We start from the raw sequence: 16,486 nt of genomic DNA, 5'->3' as shown, positions 1-16,486 counted from the left end.
CGGTGCACTTCACCGCGATCATGGGGTTGAAGATCACCGGGCCGCCACCGAACTACGACAAACGGACCAGAACGAGGGACACCGGGACTCCGTGGGGACGCGTGCGTGTCAGTGCGGGGTCGTACGGTTGAGTCATGCGGCCCGTATCGAAGATCGAACGCACGGTGGCACCTTTCGAGGTCGTCAGCCCCTACCAGCCCAGCGGCGACCAGCCGGCGGCCATCGCCGAGCTGGAGAAGCGCATCCGCGCAGGTGAGAAGGATGTCGTCCTGCTGGGTGCGACCGGCACCGGCAAGTCGGCCACCACGGCCTGGATGATCGAGAAGCTCCAGCGCCCCACCCTGGTGATGGCACCGAACAAGACGCTGGCCGCACAGCTGGCGAACGAGTTCCGCGAGCTCCTGCCGAACAACGCCGTCGAGTACTTCGTCTCGTACTACGACTACTACCAGCCCGAGGCGTACGTCCCGCAGTCGGACACCTACATCGAGAAGGACTCCTCGATCAACGAGGAGGTGGAGCGGCTGCGCCACTCCGCGACCAACTCGCTGCTGACCCGGCGGGACGTGATCGTCGTCGCCTCCGTGTCCTGCATCTACGGCCTCGGCACCCCGCAGGAGTACGTGGACCGGATGGTCTCCCTCAAGGTGGGCGAGGAGATCGACCGGGACCAGCTGCTGCGCCGCTTCGTGGACATCCAGTACACGCGCAACGACCTCGCCTTCACCCGGGGCACCTTCCGCGTGCGCGGCGACACCATCGAGATCTTCCCGGTCTACGAGGAACTGGCCGTCCGCATCGAGATGTTCGGCGACGAGATCGAGGCGCTGTCCACCCTCCACCCGCTGACCGGCGAGGTCATCAGCGAGGACCGCGAGCTCTACGTGTTCCCCGCCAGCCACTACGTCGCCGGCCCCGAGCGCATGGAGAAGGCGATCACCGGCATCGAGGCCGAGCTCACCGAGCGCCTGGCCGAGCTGGAGAAGCAGGGCAAGATGCTGGAGGCGCAGCGGCTGCGCATGCGCACCACCTACGACCTGGAGATGATGCGCCAGATCGGCTCCTGCTCCGGCATCGAGAACTACTCGCTGCACATGGACGACCGCGAGCGCGGCTCGGCGCCCAACACCCTCATCGACTACTTCCCGGAGGACTTCCTCCTGGTCATCGACGAGTCGCATGTCACCGTGCCGCAGATCGGCGCCATGTACGAGGGCGACGCCTCCCGCAAGCGGACCCTGGTCGACCACGGCTTCCGGCTGCCGTCCGCGCTCGACAACCGCCCGCTCAAGTGGGAGGAGTTCCAGGAGCGCATCGGCCAGACCGTCTACCTGTCGGCCACCCCCGGCAAGTACGAGCTCTCCCGCGGCGACGGCTTCGTCGAGCAGATCATCCGCCCCACCGGCCTCATCGACCCGGAGGTCGTGGTCAAGCCCACCGAGGGCCAGATCGACGACCTGGTGCACGAGATCCGCCAGCGCGTGGAGAAGGACGAGCGGGTCCTCGTCACCACCCTCACCAAGAAGATGGCCGAGGACCTGACGGACTACTTCCTGGAGCTCGGCATCCAGGTCCGCTACCTGCACAGCGACGTGGACACCCTGCGCCGCATCGAGCTGCTGCGCGAGCTGCGGGCCGGCGAGTACGACGTCCTGGTCGGCATCAACCTGCTGCGCGAGGGCCTGGACCTCCCCGAGGTCTCCCTGGTGGCCATCCTCGACGCCGACAAGGAGGGCTTCCTGCGCTCCGGCACCTCCCTGATCCAGACCATCGGCCGCGCCGCGCGCAACGTGTCCGGCCAGGTCCACATGTACGCGGACAAGGTCACCCCGGGCATGGAGAAGGCCATCGAGGAGACCAACCGGCGCCGCGAGAAGCAGATCGCCTACAACACGGCGCACGGGATCGACCCGCAGCCGCTGCGCAAGAAGATCAACGACATCGTGGCCACCATCGCCCGCGAGGAACTGGACACCGAGCAGCTCCTCGGCACCGGCTACCGGCAGGCGAAGGACGGCCGCCCGGCCCCGGCCCCCGTCCCCGCGCTCGGCGGCCGCGCCGCGCAGGCGGCGGGCGCGGGCAAGGCGGCGAAGGGCGGCAAGGGGGCCAAGGCGGCCAAGGGCGCCGAGGTGCTCACCGACCGGCCCGCCGCCGAACTGGCCTCGCTCATCGAGCAGATGACCGACCGCATGCGCGCGGCCGCCGCGGAACTGCAGTTCGAGGTCGCCGCCCGGATCCGGGACGAGGTCGGCGAGCTCAAGAAGGAGCTGCGGCAGATGAAGGAAGCGGGCCTCGCCTGAGGAGGGGCCTGTCAGTAGGGTTGGGTCACAGCCGGAGGTAGACGCCGCGCCCCAGGCGATGGGGCGGGCGAGGGAGAGGGGACACGCGTGACGGTCAACATGACCAAGGGCCAGGCCATCAGTCTGCAGAAGTCGGACGGAGGGACGCTGACCGCGGTGCGCATGGGCCTCGGCTGGCAGGCGGCGAAGCGCCGCGGACTGTTCGGCTCGCGGACCCGGGAGATCGACCTCGACGCCTCCGCGGTGCTCTTCGCCGACAAGCAGCCCGTCGACGTGGTGTTCTTCCGCCACCTCCAGAGCGACGACGGCTCCGTGCGCCACACCGGCGACAACCTCGTGGGCGGCGTGGGCCAGGGCGGGGACGACGAGGCGATCCTCGTCGACCTCCAGCGCGTGCCGGTGCACATCGACCAGATCGTCTTCACGGTGAACTCCTTCACCGGCCAGACCTTCCAGGAGGTGCAGAACGCCTTCTGCCGCATCGTCGACGAGACCAACGGCCAGGAGCTGGCCCGCTACACCCTGGACGGCGGCGGCCAGTACACCGCCCAGATCATGGCGAAGGTGTCCCGCGTGGGCGCCGGCTGGCAGATGACGGCCCTGGGCAACCCGGCCAACGGCCGCACCTTCCAGGACCTGATGCCGGCGATCCTGCCGCACCTGTAGCAGTACCGGACAAGAGAAGAAGGCACGGGGGAGGGGCTGCACGATGACGGCCGAACTGGTCCGGGGGCAGAACCACCCCGTGTCCGAGAGCCGGGTGGAGATCAGGGTCTCGGCGGGCACACCCGTGCTCGCCCTGGCCGCGCTCCGCGACGAGGAGGGCCGGCTCTCCGGCGGTGCGGCCCTGGCCCACCCCGGCGCCCGGTCCCTGCCCGGCGTGAGCGCGCCGGGCGGCGCGGCGGAGCGGCAGACGCTCGCCGTCGACCTCGGCGCCGTACCGGCGGAGGTCCACACGGTGGGCGTGCTCCTCGTCCTGCCGCCCGGCGGCCCCGTGCGCTTCGGCGCCGTCCCCGCCTCCTACGTGGCCCTCACCGGCCCGGAGGGCACCGAGCTGGCCGGGTACACCCTGACCGGCCTGGAGGCCGAGACCGCCGTGGTCGCCCTGGAGCTGTACCGGCGCCAGGGCGCGTGGAAGGTCCGCGCCGTCGGCCAGGGCTACGCCGACGGCCTCGGCGCCCTGCTGGCCGACGGCGGCCTGCCCGCGCCGGAGGCCGCCTCGCTGGCCGCCGCCGCCCTGCGGGCCGGCGCCCCCGCCGTGGACGCCGATGCCACGCTCGCCGCCACCACCGGCCTCGCCGGTGAGCTGCGGGCCCCGCAGAGCCCCGCGCAGGCCCCCGTCCCGCCCCCGCCCCCGCCTCCGGCCCCGGAACCGGTCTCCGGCGGCTCGGGCTCCGCTTCGGGCTCCGGCTCCGCCTCCGGCGGTACGTACGGGGACGGCGCGGGCGCCCCGCCCACGATCAGCTACGCCCACCCGCGCCGCCGCCGCACCAGCAGCGAGCCGCCCGAGCCCGCCCCGCGGCCCGCGGCCGCCGCCGGGCCGGGAGAGGCGGCACGGCCCGTCGCCGGGGACGCCAGCGGCTGGTCCATGGACGAACGGCTCTACAACCAGGTCTGGGGCATGTTCGAGGACCTGGCCCGCACGGTCGCCGCCTACCGCGGCGCGGTGGAGTTCGCCGACAACCGTATGGACCGCGAGCTGGACACCGCCCTCTCCGACCCGCGCCACCGCCTCGGCGGCTCCGGCGACGCCGCCCGGGACACCGCGCGCGCCCGCCGCGAGGAGCTGGTCGGCCAGGCCCGCGCCGTCCTCGACCGGGACCTCGCGCAGCTGATCGCCGAGGCCGAGGTGGTCGAGCCCGCGCTCCCGGCCGCGTACGCGGGCTGGGACAACCCCGTCTGGCACGGCCACCGGATGCCCGAGGAGGCCCCGCTCGCCCTGCGCCTGGGCGACCTGCACCTGCCCGAGCGGCCCGATCTGCGCATCCCCATGCTGGTCCGGGTCCCGCTGGAGCGCGGGCTGTGGATCGACAACGGCCGCACCGGCTCCGAGGCCGCGATGGCCATGGACACCGACCGGCTGCGCCGGGCCGCCATGGACATGGCCGTCGCCTACGCGGTGCGGCTGCTGGCCGTGCACCCCGCCGACCGGTTCTCCGTCCACGTGATCGACGCGGCCGGGGCCGGGGCGGCCTCCCTGGAGCCGCTGGTACGGGCCGGGGTGCTGGCCGCGCCGCCCGCCGCGGGGGCCGCGGGGGTCGCGGCGACGCTGGACGGGCTGACCCGCCGGGTGGACCTCGTACAGATGGCGCTGCGGGCCGGGGCGCCGGAGGACCTGCCGCCGGACGTGGACCGGGCCGACCAGCTGCTCATCGTGCACGACTTCCCGCACGGCTTCGACGACCGGGCGGTGACCCGGCTGCGCTACCTCGCGGACGAGGGCGCGGCGGTCGGCGTGCATCTGCTGATGGTCGCGGACCGGGACGAGGCATCGGCCTACGGCCCGCTGCTGGATCCGCTGTGGCGCTCGCTGATGCGCCTGTCACCGGTCCCGGACAACCACCTCGCCGACCCGTGGGTGCACCACGCCTGGACCTTCGAGCCGAATCTCCCGCCGCGGGGCAGCCAGGTCCTCGACCGGACCCTGGAGCGGATCGCGGAAGCCCGGCGCACTACCCGTCCGTGACCATTCCTTGGGGTTCCCTTTACCTTTTGGCTCGTTGATGGGTATGCTCGGCAGCGCGGAGGGGAGTATTCCTGCTTTCCTGCTACGGCGTACCCGTCAATACGGACCACTGCGGTTGCATCAACCCGGTGTCCCGGGGCGTCGGCCCACGGCCTCCAGGCCGCCCGGGTGGAAGAGACCTCCGGCAGCGATGACGCTGACGAAGTGCTGAGCCATCCGCCGGAGGCATGTTCCACCATGGAAGTTTCCTGGGCCCTGTGGGCCGCGACCATTCTCGGTCTCTCCCTCCTCATCGGTGCCGATTTTTTCATCGGCCGCAAGCCCCATGACGTGTCGATCAAGGAAGCCGGCACCTGGACGGTCGTCTGGATCGTCCTCGCCGTGATCTTCGGCCTCGGCCTGTGGTTCTTCGGGACCCCGCAGGCGTCCCAGGAGTTCTTCGCGGGCTTCATCACCGAGAAGTCCCTCAGCGTCGACAACCTCTTCGTCTTCGTCCTGATCATGGCGAAGTTCGCGGTGCCCTCCCACCTCCAGCAGCGCGTCCTGCTGATCGGTGTACTGATCGCCCTGGTGCTGCGCGCCATCTTCATCGCCGCCGGCGCCGCGATCATCGCCAGCTTCTCCTGGGTCTTCTACATCTTCGGCGCCTTCCTGATCTACACCGCCTGGAAGCTCATCCAGGAGGCGCGCAAGGACGAGGAGGACGAGGAGTTCGAGGAGAACCGCCTCCTCAAGTCCGTGGAGAAGAGGTTCGGCGTCGCCGACAAGTACCACGGCACCAAGCTCTTCATCATGAGCAACGGCAAGCGCGTGCTCACCCCGCTGATGATCGTCATGCTCGCCATCGGCACCACCGACGTGCTGTTCGCCCTGGACTCCATCCCCGCGATCTTCGGCCTCACCCAGGACCCGTACATCGTGTTCACGGCCAACGCCTTCGCGCTGATGGGTCTGCGCCAGCTGTACTTCCTCATCGGCGGTCTGCTGGAGAAGCTGGTCCACCTCAGCTACGGCCTGTCGATCATCCTCGGATTCATCGGCATCAAGCTGGTGCTGCACGCCCTGCACGAGTCCGGGGTGCACGTCCCGGAGATCTCCATCCCGGTCTCCCTGGGCGTCATCTGCGGTGTCCTGGTCATCACCACGATCACCAGCCTGATCGCCTCGAAGAAGAAGGCGGCGGCCGAGGCCGAGGCCGGCGCCGGCACGGAGAGCGTCGACGCCTGACCCGGCCCTGCGGGTCTACACGGGGGCGGCCGTCTCGGCCGCCCCCGTCTCGCGTTCCCGCTCCGCCTCCCCGGCGGTGCCCGCCCGCCCGCGCAGGGCCCGGGGGCCGGTCTCCGGCAGCAGCGCGAAGCAGGCCAGGCTGACCAGGGCCACCCCGGTCAGGTACGCCGCCACACCCCAGGGCGGACCCGGACCGTCCGCCAGGGCCGTGGCCACGACCGGGGTCAGCGCCCCGCCGAGGACGCCGCCCAGGTTGTAGCCGACGGCCGCGCCCGTGCAGCGGATCCGCGGGGCGTACAGCTCCGGCAGGTAGGCGCCCACCACCGAGAACATCGTCACCATGCCGAGCAGCGCCACCGCGAAGCCCAGCGTCATCAGCAGCGGGTCCGCCGTCCGCAGCAGCGCCACCAGCGGGAACATCCACACCACGCAGAGCGCGCACCCGGCCAGGCACAGCGGCCGCCGCCCGTAGCGGTCGCCGAGGAGCGCCACCAGCGGGGTCATCAGGCCCTTGAAGGCGACCGCCGCCATGATGCAGGCCAGTATCGCCGTCCGGCCCACCGACAGCCGCTCGGTGGCGTACGCGAGGGACCAGGTGGTGACCGCGTAGAACACCGCGTACCCCACGGCCAGCGCCCCGCCGGTCAGCAGGAGCAGCCGCCAGTGGCCCCGGAACACCTCGGCCAGCGGGGCGTCCGCCCGCCGCCCGCTCTCGGCCAGCTCGCGGAACTGCGGGGTCTCCTCCACCGACCGGCGCAGCCACAACCCGGCCAGGGCCAGCAGCCCCGCCGCCCAGAACGGCACCCGCCACCCCCACGAGGTGAACTGGGCGTCGGTCAGTGAGGCGGACAGCGCCAGCATCATGCCGTTGGCCAGCAGGAAGCCCACCGCCGGGCCGATCTGCGGGAAGCTCGCCCACAGCCCGCGCCGCCCCTCGGGGGCGTGCTCGGCGGTCAGCAGCACCGCGCCGCCCCACTCCCCGCCGAGCCCGAGGCCCTGGAGGAAGCGCAGCACGAGCAGCAGGACGGGCGCGGCCGTGCCGATCGTCCCGTACGTCGGTACGCAGCCCACGGCGACCGTGGCGAGCCCGGTCAGCAGCAGCGAGGCGAGCAGCACTGGGCGGCGGCCGTAGCGGTCGCCGATGTGGCCGAAGACGGCGGAGCCCAGCGGGCGGGCGAGGAAGCCGACGCCGAAGGTGCCGAAGGCGGCGAGGGTCCCGGCGAGCGGGGAGAAGGAGGGGAAGAAGAGCGGCCCGAGCACGAGGGCCGCGGCCGTCCCGTAGACGAAGAAGTCGTAGAACTCGATGGCGGTCCCGGCGAGGGCGGCCGAGGCCAGCCGCAGCATGCCGGGCCGCGGGGGACCGGCGGGCGGGGAGGGGTCCTGATGCATGCGGCACCAGATACCGCCTCCGCGCCCGCGGGGGAGTGGATTCGGCCGGGGATGACCGGAAGGAGTGGCCGGGCGCGCCGAAGTTGACGCGTTGCCGTCCCTACCAGCCGCGCTCGCGCCACTCCGCGAGGTGCGGGCGCTCGGCGCCGAGCGAGGTGTCGTTGCCGTGGCCGGGGTAGACCCAGGTCTCGTCCGGCAGCTGCCCGAAGAGCTTCTGCTCGACGTCGTCGAGGAGGCTCGTGAAGGCCGCCGGGTCGTCGTGGGTGTTGCCGACGCCGCCGGGGAAGAGGCAGTCCCCGGTGAAGACGTGGGCGTGGCCGTGCGGGTCGTCGTAGATCAGCGCGATCGAGCCGGGGGTGTGGCCGACCAGGTGCCGCGCGGTCAGCTCGACCCGCCCGACGCGCACGGTGTCTCCGTCCGCGACGAGCACGTCGGTGCGGACGGGGATGCCCTCGGCGTCGTGGGCGCCGGCGTAGGTGGTCGCGCCGGTGGCGTCCACGATCTCGCGCAGGGCGCCCCAGTGGTCCCCGTGCTGGTGGGTGGTGACGACGGCGGTGATGCCGTCGTCCCCGATCAGGTTCAGCAGGGTCTGCGGTTCGGCGGCCGCGTCGATCAGCAGCTGCTCGTCGGTCGCGCGGCAGCGCAGCAGGTAGGCGTTGTTGTTCATCCCGCCGACCGCGACCTTGGAAATCATCAGGTCCGCGAGTTCGTGCACGTCGGCCGGACCGCCGACCTTGACCTCTCCGGTGTACGTCATGGTGTGATCCTAGAGGGGTCCGGCTACAGCGGCGGGAGCGCGGGCAGGGCCCCGCCGGTGGTGGTCAGCGCGGCGCCCTTGTCCCCGCGCCCGGCCAGCCAGGCGAGCAGTGCGGCGGGGCTGCCGGAGACGGTCACGGCCGGGTCCCCGGCGGAGCCGGTGCGCCAGGTGCGCCCGTCCTCGGTGGCCAGCGCGGTCGGCGGCACCTCGGGGCGGCCGGACCAGCGGTCGGCGAGGAAGGTGATCTCGCGGTCGGTGAACTCCGCCGGGAGGTCGGCGAGCCCGTAGCCGATGTCCAGGTCCACGTGGTGCAGGTCCACCTCGACCCAGCGGCGGAACGGGATGTTCGCGGCGCTGTCCGTGACGCCGTTGCGCAGCTCGACGGTGCGGGACCAGTCCTGGGCGGGCTCGGTGGTGGCCAGGAAGCGGGCCGCGGAATCACGGAGGTCCGCCAGGTGTTCTTCCAGGGGCCGGCCGGCGTCGCGTGCGATGTCGGCGTCGCGCACGTCGGCGCTCGCGTACATCGGGCGCCCCTCGAAGACGTTCACGAGGGCGTCCGCGTTGCGCGCGAGGTGGGCCAGGATGTGCCCACGGGTCCAGCCCGGGAGGTGTGACTCCTCGGACAGGGCGGCGTTGTCCAGTTTCGCGACCGCGGTCAGCAGCCGGTCCGTGGCCTCACGTACAGATCGCAGGTCGTGCACATGATCAGTCATGGCGCCGAGCCTAGTGGCTCGGTCCCCGCCCTCACACGATCGGGTGAAGAGGTCTCCGGAGTGCCGTAAATCGAATGTGCGTGCTATACGCTCGAAGTCCAGACCCCCCTCCACCGCTGCGGCGCCCCCCATACCCTGGACAGCCGGGGCCAGTGCCCCGCTCACTCAAGAAAGGTGCGGACCGGCGTGACCGACCGTCTCATCGTTCGTGGCGCTCGCGAGCACAACCTCAAGAACGTCTCGCTCGACCTGCCCCGCGACTCGCTCATCGTCTTCACCGGACTGTCCGGGTCGGGCAAGTCCTCCCTGGCCTTCGACACGATCTTCGCCGAGGGCCAGCGCCGCTACGTCGAGTCGCTCTCGTCGTACGCCCGCCAGTTCCTCGGGCAGATGGACAAGCCCGACGTCGACTTCATCGAGGGGCTCTCGCCGGCCGTCTCGATCGACCAGAAGTCGACCTCGCGCAACCCGCGCTCGACCGTGGGCACCATCACCGAGGTCTACGACTACCTCCGCCTGCTCTTCGCCCGCATCGGCAAGCCGCACTGCCCCGAGTGCCGCCGGCCCATCTCGCGGCAGTCGCCGCAGGCGATCGTCGACAAGGTCCTCGCGCTCCCCGAGGGCAGCCGCTTCCAGGTGCTGTCCCCGCTGGTGCGTGAGCGCAAGGGCGAGTTCGTCGACCTCTTCGCCGACCTCCAGACCAAGGGCTACAGCCGGGCGCGGGTGGACGGGGAGACCATCCAGCTCTCCGAGCCGCCTACGCTCAAGAAGCAGGAGAAGCACACCATCGAGGTGGTCATCGACCGCCTCACGGTCAAGGACAGCGCCAAGCGCCGGCTGACCGACTCCGTGGAGACGGCCCTCGGCCTCTCCGGCGGCATGGTGATCCTGGACTTCGTCGACCTCGCCGAGGACGACCCCGAGCGTGAGCGGATGTATTCCGAGCACCTCTACTGCCCCTACGACGACCTCTCCTTCGAGGAGCTGGAGCCGCGCTCCTTCTCCTTCAACTCGCCCTTCGGCGCCTGCCCCGAGTGCACCGGCATCGGCACGCGCATGGAGGTGGACCCGGAGCTGATCGTCCCGGACGAGGACAAGTCCCTGGACGAGGGCGCGGTCTCGCCCTGGTCGCTCGGCCACACCAAGGACTACTTCCAGCGGCTGATCGGCGCGCTCGCCGGGGAGCTGGGCTTCCGCACCGACATCCCGTGGGCCGGGCTGCCCGCCCGCGCGAAGAAGGCCCTGCTGTACGGCCACCGGACGCAGATCGAGGTCCGCTACCGCAACCGGTACGGGCGCGAGCGGGCCTACACCACCGCCTTCGAGGGCGCCGTGCCCTTCGTCAAGCGCCGGCACGCGGAGTCCGAGAGCGACGCCAGCCGCGAGCGCTTCGAGGGCTACATGCGCGAGGTGCCCTGCCCCACCTGCGAGGGCACCCGCCTCAAGCCGATCGTGCTCGCCGTGACCGTGATGGAGAAGTCCATCGCCGAGGTCGCCGCCATGTCGATCAGCGAGTGCGCGGACTTCCTCGGGCGGCTGCGCCTGGACGCCCGCGACAAGAAGATCGCCGAGCGCGTCCTCAAGGAGGTCAACGAGCGGCTGCGCTTCCTCGTGGACGTCGGCCTGGACTACCTCTCGCTCAACCGGGCCGCCGGCACCCTCTCCGGCGGCGAGGCCCAGCGCATCCGGCTCGCCACCCAGATCGGCTCCGGCCTGGTCGGCGTGCTCTACGTACTGGACGAGCCCTCCATCGGCCTGCACCAGCGGGACAACCACCGGCTGATCGAGACCCTGGTCCGGCTGCGGGACATGGGCAACACCCTCATCGTCGTCGAGCACGACGAGGACACCATCAAGGTGGCCGACTGGGTCGTGGACATCGGCCCCGGCGCCGGCGAGCACGGCGGCAAGGTGGTCCACAGCGGTTCCCTCAAGGAACTGCTCAAGAACACCGAGTCGATGACCGGCCAGTACCTGGCGGGCAAGAGGTCCATCGCGATCCCGGACATCCGCCGGCCGGTGGACGGGCAGCGCAGGCTGACCGTGCACGGGGCGAAGGAGAACAACCTCCGCGACATCGACGTCTCCTTCCCGCTCGGCGTGCTCACGGCCGTCACGGGCGTCTCCGGCTCCGGCAAGTCGACCCTGGTCAACGACATCCTCTACACGCACCTGGCCCGCGAGCTGAACGGCGCCCGTTCGGTGCCGGGACGGCACACGCGGGTGGAGGGCGACGACCTGGTCGACAAGGTCGTGCATGTGGACCAGTCGCCCATCGGCCGGACGCCCCGGTCCAACCCGGCGACGTACACCGGTGTCTTCGACCACGTGCGCCGGCTCTTCGCGGAGACCATGGAGGCGAAGGTGCGCGGCTACCTGCCGGGCCGCTTCTCCTTCAACGTCAAGGGCGGCCGGTGCGAGAACTGCGCCGGTGACGGCACGATCAAGATCGAGATGAACTTCCTGCCGGACGTCTACGTCCCCTGCGAGGTCTGCCACGGCGACCGCTACAACCGGGAGACGCTGGAGGTCCACTACAAGGGCAAGTCCATCGCGGAGGTCCTGAACATGCCGATCGAGGAGGCCCTGGGCTTCTTCGAGGCGGTCCCGACGATCGCGCGGCACCTCAAGACGCTGAACGAGGTCGGCCTGGGGTACGTGCGCCTCGGCCAGTCCGCGCCGACCCTGTCGGGCGGTGAGGCACAGCGCGTGAAGCTGGCCTCCGAGCTGCAGAAGCGCTCCACGGGCCGCACGGTGTACGTGCTCGACGAGCCGACCACCGGTCTGCACTTCGAGGACATCTCGAAGCTGATCAAGGTGCTGTCGGGTCTGGTGGACAAGGGCAACTCGGTGATCGTCATCGAGCACAACCTCGACGTCATCAAGACCGCCGACTGGGTCATCGACATGGGCCCCGAAGGCGGGTACGGCGGTGGCCTGGTGGTGGCCGAGGGCACCCCCGAGCAGGTGGCGTCGGTGGGCGCGAGCCACACCGGCAAGTTCCTGCGGGACATCCTCGGGGCGGACCGCGTCTCGGACGCGGCGGCGCCCCCGGCGCGGGCCACCGCGAAGAAGGCCCCGGCGAAGAAGGCCCCGGCGAAGAAGGCCCCCGCCAAGAAGGCGGCGGCCGCGAAGAAGACCGCGGCCCCGGCGAAGAAGACGGCGACGCGCGCCCGCAAGGCGTAGTCGTCCGGCGCGGAAGGAGGGGGCCCGGCCACCGGGCCCCCTCCTTCCGCTATGCGCCCAGCTCCGCCGCCCAGGGCGGTTCCGCGCCCGGGCGGGTGCAGGTCAGGGCCGCTGCACGGGCGGCGTACGCGAGCACGTCCGGCCAGTCCACCGGGGTGCCGGGCGCGGCCGTGAGCCGGTGCAGCAGGGCCGCGTTGACGGTGTCGCCCGCGCCGATGGTGTCCGCCACCGCGACCGGACGGGCGGCCGCCGCGTACTCCGCGCCCTCCCGCGTCCGGACCGTCAGCCCGGCGGCGCCCCGGGTCAGCACCACCGCTGACGGGCCCGCCGCAAGCCAGTCCTCGGGCCGCCCGCCCAGCCAGGCCGCGTCCTCCTCCGACAGCTTGAGCACGCCCGTGTACGGCAGCAGCCGCAGCAGGCGCGCCCGGTGCGCCGCCGGGTCCGCGATCAGCGCGGGCCGGACATTGGGGTCCAGCAGGGTCAGCAGCCCGCGCCGCGCCTCCCGGCGCAGCAGGGCCTCGTAGGCGCTCGCCCCCGGCTCCAGGACCAGCGAGCAGGTGCCGAGCGCCAGGGCCCGCGCCGCGTCCGGCAGGGCGTCCGGCAGGCCGAAGAGCCGGTCTGCGGTGCCCTCCACGTAGAAGCCGTACGAGGCCGAGCCTTCCGCGGCCAGCGAGGGCACGGCGAGGGTGGTGGGCTCCGGGCCGCGCTGGACCAGCGAGAGGTCCACCCCGGCCGCGCGCAGCCCGGCGAGCAGGCTCTCGCCGAAGCCGTCCGCCGAGACCCGGGAGCAGAAGGCGACCCGCGCGCCGAGCCGCCCGAGGGCCACCGCGGTGTTGTACGGACCCCCGCCCGGCCGGGGGAACAGTGCGCCCGGCGGCCGCGCCAGGGGCACCAGGTCGATGAGGGCTTCTCCGCCGACGACGATCACGCGGGGGAAGGTACCCCATACGGCGGCGGTATCGTCGGGGTGGGCCGCCGGCGCCCCGGGCCGGGAACCGACCCCGCGCCCCGTCCCCGCTCCGCCCCGCCGTGCCCGCACCCCAGGAGAACCGCATGTCCGCGCCGCAGTCCGCCGCCCGCCGTACCGTCCTCAAGGGCGCCGCCGCGCTCGCCGGGGCCGCCGGGGCGGGAGCGGCGCTCACGGCCTGCTCCACGGAGAGCAACAGCGGCGGCCGCACCCCCGCCACCCCCACCGCGCCCGTGGACCTGGGCGCCGCCGCCGAGGTGCCGGTGGGCGGCGCGAAGCTGTACCGGGAGAGCAAGCTCGTGGTCAGCTGCCCGGAGGCGGGCCGCTACAAGGCGTTCAGCGCCCAGTGCACCCACTCCGGCTGCGTCCTGGACAAGATCGTCGAGGGTGAGGGGAACTGCCCCTGCCACGGCAGCCGCTTCGACGTGGCCACCGGGCAGGTCCTGCGCGGCCCGGCCGCCCAGCCGCTGCCCGAGGTGCCCGTCAAGGCCGAGAACGGCCGGCTCGTCGCGGGCTGAACCGGCCGCCCGCCAGGAGCTCCCGGCCGTCAGTCCCAGTCCCAGGCGATGCCCAGCAGACCGCGCCGGACCGACTGCTCCACCAGGTGCACCGCCCGGTGCCGCCCGCTCGGCGTCAGATCCGCCAGGGCGGTGCGCGGGGACTGCGGCCCGCTGCGGGCGAAGCGGTGGCAGCGCACCGGCAGGGCCGCCTCGTCGAAGCGGATCTGCAGCATGTACTGGCCGCCCGCGTAGCTGAAACCGCGGACGTACTCGCCGCTGCGCGGGCCGGTGCCGTCCTCGACGCGGTAGCCGAAGACGTAGGTGTCCCCGCGCCGCAGCCGCGCGTCGAACAGCAGTTCCGCGACCACGATCCCGGCCTCCGGATGGCAGCGCACCCGGCCCGTGCGGCAGTTCTCGTACGCCGTCACGCGGATCCGGGACACGTCGCAGCCCGGGTCGCCGTGGTGGACGGCGAGATAGCGGTCGACGCCGTCGCGGTGGGCGCGGACGATCTGCTGCGAGGCGCGGTCCCGCAGCTCGCCGCCCGCGCCGATGCGGACCCGCTCGTGGTGGCCGACGGAGTGCAGCCCGCCGTCCGGGGGCAGGTCCATGCCGTCCAGCAGCCGTTCCACCGTGCCTCCCATGGCCAGCAGCGCCCGGTACGAGCGGCCGGGCGGGCGGCGCGTACCCTCGGCGCCGGGCCCGGGCTCGGCCAGCAGGCGCAGGAGGGAGCCCTCGGGCAGCTCCAGGATCCGTTCCAGGGCGGTGACGGCCCGCAGGGACTCGGGGTGGTGCGGGCGGCGGACGCCGCGCTGCCAGTAGCTCAGACTGGTCACGCCGACCTTGATGCCCTGGGCCGCCAGCCGGTGCTGGACCCGGTGCAGTGGCAGGCCGCGTGCGGCGAGGGCGGCACGCAGGGCCAGGTGGAAGGGGCCGGCGCGCAGCAGGCGGTTCAGTTCCGCCGTGCTCGCCGGATCCGTGGAAGGTCGCATGGCGACTCCTCTGTGAACGTTCACACGCGCCGAGGTGGGGGTCACGGCGGCAGCGTCGGGGGACCAGGTGAAACGACAGCAACCGTTCACACCGCAGTCCCACCGTTCACACTGCAACGTCACCGCGTATTGAAGCGTGTTGACCTGATCGCGACAACTCCCCGATGCTCCTCCACAGCGTCCGGACGCGCTCCTCCACCCCCCCACTCCCCCCATCGGGAGGAACGCGATGCGCACCCGAAACCGGCGGCTCTCCCCGGCCGCCGCCCTGACCGCCCTGCTCAGCGCGATGATCCTCGCGCTGTCCGCCGGTACCGCCACCGCCGCGGAGACCGGCACCGACTCCGCCCTCGCCACCAAGCGGCTCAACATCACGATGCAGGCCCAGCAGAAGACGAACTGGTGCTGGGCCGCCGGCGGCAACACGATCGCCACCTGGTTCGGCCGGAACTACTCCCAGAACCAGTTCTGCAATGCCGCCTTCAACCGCCAGCAGGGCACCGACTGCCCCAACAACCAGGCCACCCTGGGCAATGTCCAGACCGGGCTGCGCTGGGCGGGCGTCAGCCCCGGCTCCTACGTCACGGGCTGGCTCCAGTACTCCACCGTCCAGACCGAGATCAACGCGAACCGGCCGGTCGAGACGCGGATCCAGTGGGCGAACGGCGGCGGGCACATGCACGTGCTCTACGGCTACGACACCGCCTCCAACTGGGTCTACTGGGGCGACCCCTGGCCCTCCAGCGACCGCTACAACTGGGCCTCCCACTCCTGGTACGTGAACAACAGCACCTTCTCCTGGACCCACTCGCTCTACCGGATCGGGGCGTGACCGCCATGACCCTGCGCGCCACCGCCGCCGCGGCGGTCCTCGCCGCCACCGCCCTCCTCGGCCTCGCCCCGCAGGCGGGCGCGGCCCCCGTACCGCAGCCGGCGCAGGCCACCGCCGAGCACGTGGCCGCCGCGGGGCGGGCCGCCGCCGCCCCGGACACGCTGGCCACGCTCTCCCGGTTCTTCGCCCGCGAGGGCAGGGTCTCCGTCGCCGCCGCGCAGCCGCGGGTGGAGGGGGAGGCGATACCGGTGCACCACCTCTCGCCGGAGTTCGTGGCGGGCCGGGCGGGCGCGCCCGTGGCGCGGCTGGAGTTCCTGGCCAGCCGGGCGGTGTCCGCCGACGGGCAGGAGGCCGCGCTGTGGACGGCGCGGACGGAGGCGGGCCGCTGGGAGGTGGTGAACATCGCCACCGGCGACGACGAGTTCCGGTACGCGCGGCTGGGCGCCGAGAAGCTGCCGGGCGGAACGGTGTTCCGGGAGCCGCAGATCGACGCGTGGTACGTGGCCGGGGGTGGCAGGGTGCTGCCGCTGGACGACGACGCGGCCGGGGCGGTGGGGGCCGGGGGTGTGACGCTCGGTGCGTACCGGGCCCGGGTCGCCGCCGCGTACGGGGACAAGCTGCCCGGGTCCCGGTACGCGGAGCGCGGGGCGGCGGGGGGCTACGCCGAGGGGGCCGCGGGAGCCGACGTCCCGGGCGTGGCGCTGCCCGCCGCCGGGGCGCTCGCGCTGGGCGCCGCGGGGCTCCTCGTCCTGCGACGCCGCCGCCGCGCCAGGGCCTGACCCGCGCCTGCGGCGCCGCGACCCTGCGGGGGGCCCGCCCCTCCGTACCCGGCCGCGGCGCCGTGGCCGCGCCTCAATCGCCGGCCGGCCGGCGACACCGCCCGCGTGCGGTCGCTCAGCGCCGAGCTGGAGAACCACCACGCGGGAGAGGCAGCCGT

The 16,486-nt window shown here is 72.6% G+C and carries 13 protein-coding genes; 8 read left to right on the top strand and 5 right to left on the bottom strand.

Annotation, left to right across the window (positions count from 1 at the left end):
• Nucleotides 1-134 precede the first annotated feature (134 nt).
• The 4 genes from uvrB (at nucleotide 135) to ABZ873_RS20970 (ending at nucleotide 6,213) form a co-directional block, all read left to right on the top strand.
• Nucleotides 135-2,300, top strand: coding sequence for an excinuclease ABC subunit UvrB (gene uvrB / locus ABZ873_RS20985; RefSeq protein ID WP_360874069.1), 2,166 nt, complete (start codon nucleotides 135-137; stop codon nucleotides 2,298-2,300).
• Between the two features lie 87 nt (nucleotides 2,301-2,387).
• Nucleotides 2,388-2,966, top strand: coding sequence for a TerD family protein (locus ABZ873_RS20980; RefSeq protein ID WP_360874066.1), 579 nt, complete (start codon nucleotides 2,388-2,390; stop codon nucleotides 2,964-2,966).
• 43 nt (nucleotides 2,967-3,009) lie between these two features.
• Nucleotides 3,010-4,986 (top strand): TerD family protein, encoded by a 1,977-nt coding sequence (locus ABZ873_RS20975; RefSeq protein ID WP_360874063.1) that lies wholly within the window; start codon nucleotides 3,010-3,012, stop codon nucleotides 4,984-4,986.
• A 237-nt stretch (nucleotides 4,987-5,223) separates the two neighbouring features.
• Nucleotides 5,224-6,213: a TerC family protein gene (locus tag ABZ873_RS20970; protein ID WP_360874060.1), complete on the top strand. Its 990-nt coding sequence runs from the start codon at nucleotides 5,224-5,226 to the stop codon at nucleotides 6,211-6,213.
• 15 nt (nucleotides 6,214-6,228) lie between these two features.
• Here the strand turns inward: ABZ873_RS20970 and ABZ873_RS20965 are convergent, their stop codons facing one another.
• The 3 genes from ABZ873_RS20965 to ABZ873_RS20955 form a co-directional block, all read right to left on the bottom strand.
• The gene (locus ABZ873_RS20965; protein ID WP_360874169.1) at nucleotides 6,229-7,557 is read right to left on the bottom strand and encodes an MFS transporter; all 1,329 of its coding nucleotides are present in this window, start codon (nucleotides 7,555-7,557) and stop codon (nucleotides 6,229-6,231) included.
• Between the two features lie 145 nt (nucleotides 7,558-7,702).
• On the bottom strand, nucleotides 7,703-8,359 hold the full coding sequence (locus tag ABZ873_RS20960; protein WP_360874057.1) for an MBL fold metallo-hydrolase: 657 nt from the start codon (nucleotides 8,357-8,359) through the stop codon (nucleotides 7,703-7,705).
• Between the two features lie 23 nt (nucleotides 8,360-8,382).
• The gene (locus ABZ873_RS20955; protein ID WP_360874055.1) at nucleotides 8,383-9,072 is read right to left on the bottom strand and encodes a maleylpyruvate isomerase family mycothiol-dependent enzyme; all 690 of its coding nucleotides are present in this window, start codon (nucleotides 9,070-9,072) and stop codon (nucleotides 8,383-8,385) included.
• Between the two features lie 186 nt (nucleotides 9,073-9,258).
• Here ABZ873_RS20955 and uvrA point away from each other — a divergent pair, with 186 nt between their 5' ends.
• On the top strand, nucleotides 9,259-12,258 hold the full coding sequence (uvrA, locus tag ABZ873_RS20950; RefSeq protein ID WP_360874053.1) for an excinuclease ABC subunit UvrA: 3,000 nt from the start codon (nucleotides 9,259-9,261) through the stop codon (nucleotides 12,256-12,258).
• A 49-nt stretch (nucleotides 12,259-12,307) separates the two neighbouring features.
• Here the strand turns inward: uvrA and ABZ873_RS20945 are convergent, their stop codons facing one another.
• Nucleotides 12,308-13,186 carry a carbohydrate kinase gene (locus tag ABZ873_RS20945; protein ID WP_360874050.1) on the bottom strand — a complete coding sequence of 293 codons (879 nt, stop codon included), beginning with the start codon at nucleotides 13,184-13,186 and terminating at the stop codon, nucleotides 12,308-12,310.
• 125 nt (nucleotides 13,187-13,311) lie between these two features.
• On the opposite strand from ABZ873_RS20945, the gene ABZ873_RS20940 reads away from it, so the two are divergent.
• Nucleotides 13,312-13,743: a Rieske (2Fe-2S) protein gene (locus ABZ873_RS20940; protein ID WP_360874047.1), complete on the top strand. Its 432-nt coding sequence runs from the start codon at nucleotides 13,312-13,314 to the stop codon at nucleotides 13,741-13,743.
• A 29-nt stretch (nucleotides 13,744-13,772) separates the two neighbouring features.
• Here ABZ873_RS20940 and ABZ873_RS20935 read toward each other — a convergent pair whose 3' ends face one another.
• Nucleotides 13,773-14,717, bottom strand: coding sequence for a hypothetical protein (locus ABZ873_RS20935; RefSeq protein ID WP_360874044.1), 945 nt, complete (start codon nucleotides 14,715-14,717; stop codon nucleotides 13,773-13,775).
• Between the two features lie 229 nt (nucleotides 14,718-14,946).
• On the opposite strand from ABZ873_RS20935, the gene ABZ873_RS20930 reads away from it, so the two are divergent.
• Nucleotides 14,947-15,549, top strand: coding sequence for a papain-like cysteine protease family protein (locus ABZ873_RS20930; protein WP_360874042.1), 603 nt, complete (start codon nucleotides 14,947-14,949; stop codon nucleotides 15,547-15,549).
• 5 nt (nucleotides 15,550-15,554) lie between these two features.
• The gene (locus ABZ873_RS20925) at nucleotides 15,555-16,328 is read left to right on the top strand and encodes an LPXTG cell wall anchor domain-containing protein (protein WP_360874166.1); all 774 of its coding nucleotides are present in this window, start codon (nucleotides 15,555-15,557) and stop codon (nucleotides 16,326-16,328) included.
• Nucleotides 16,329-16,486: the final 158 nt, after the last annotated feature.

The sequence above is a fragment of the Streptomyces sp. NPDC047014 genome, from assembly GCF_040644195.1.
Classification (GTDB): Bacteria; Actinomycetota; Actinomycetes; order Streptomycetales; family Streptomycetaceae; genus Streptomyces.
The sequence above is the reverse complement of the archived record's forward strand: the minus strand, read 5'-3'. Positions and strand labels throughout refer to the sequence as shown.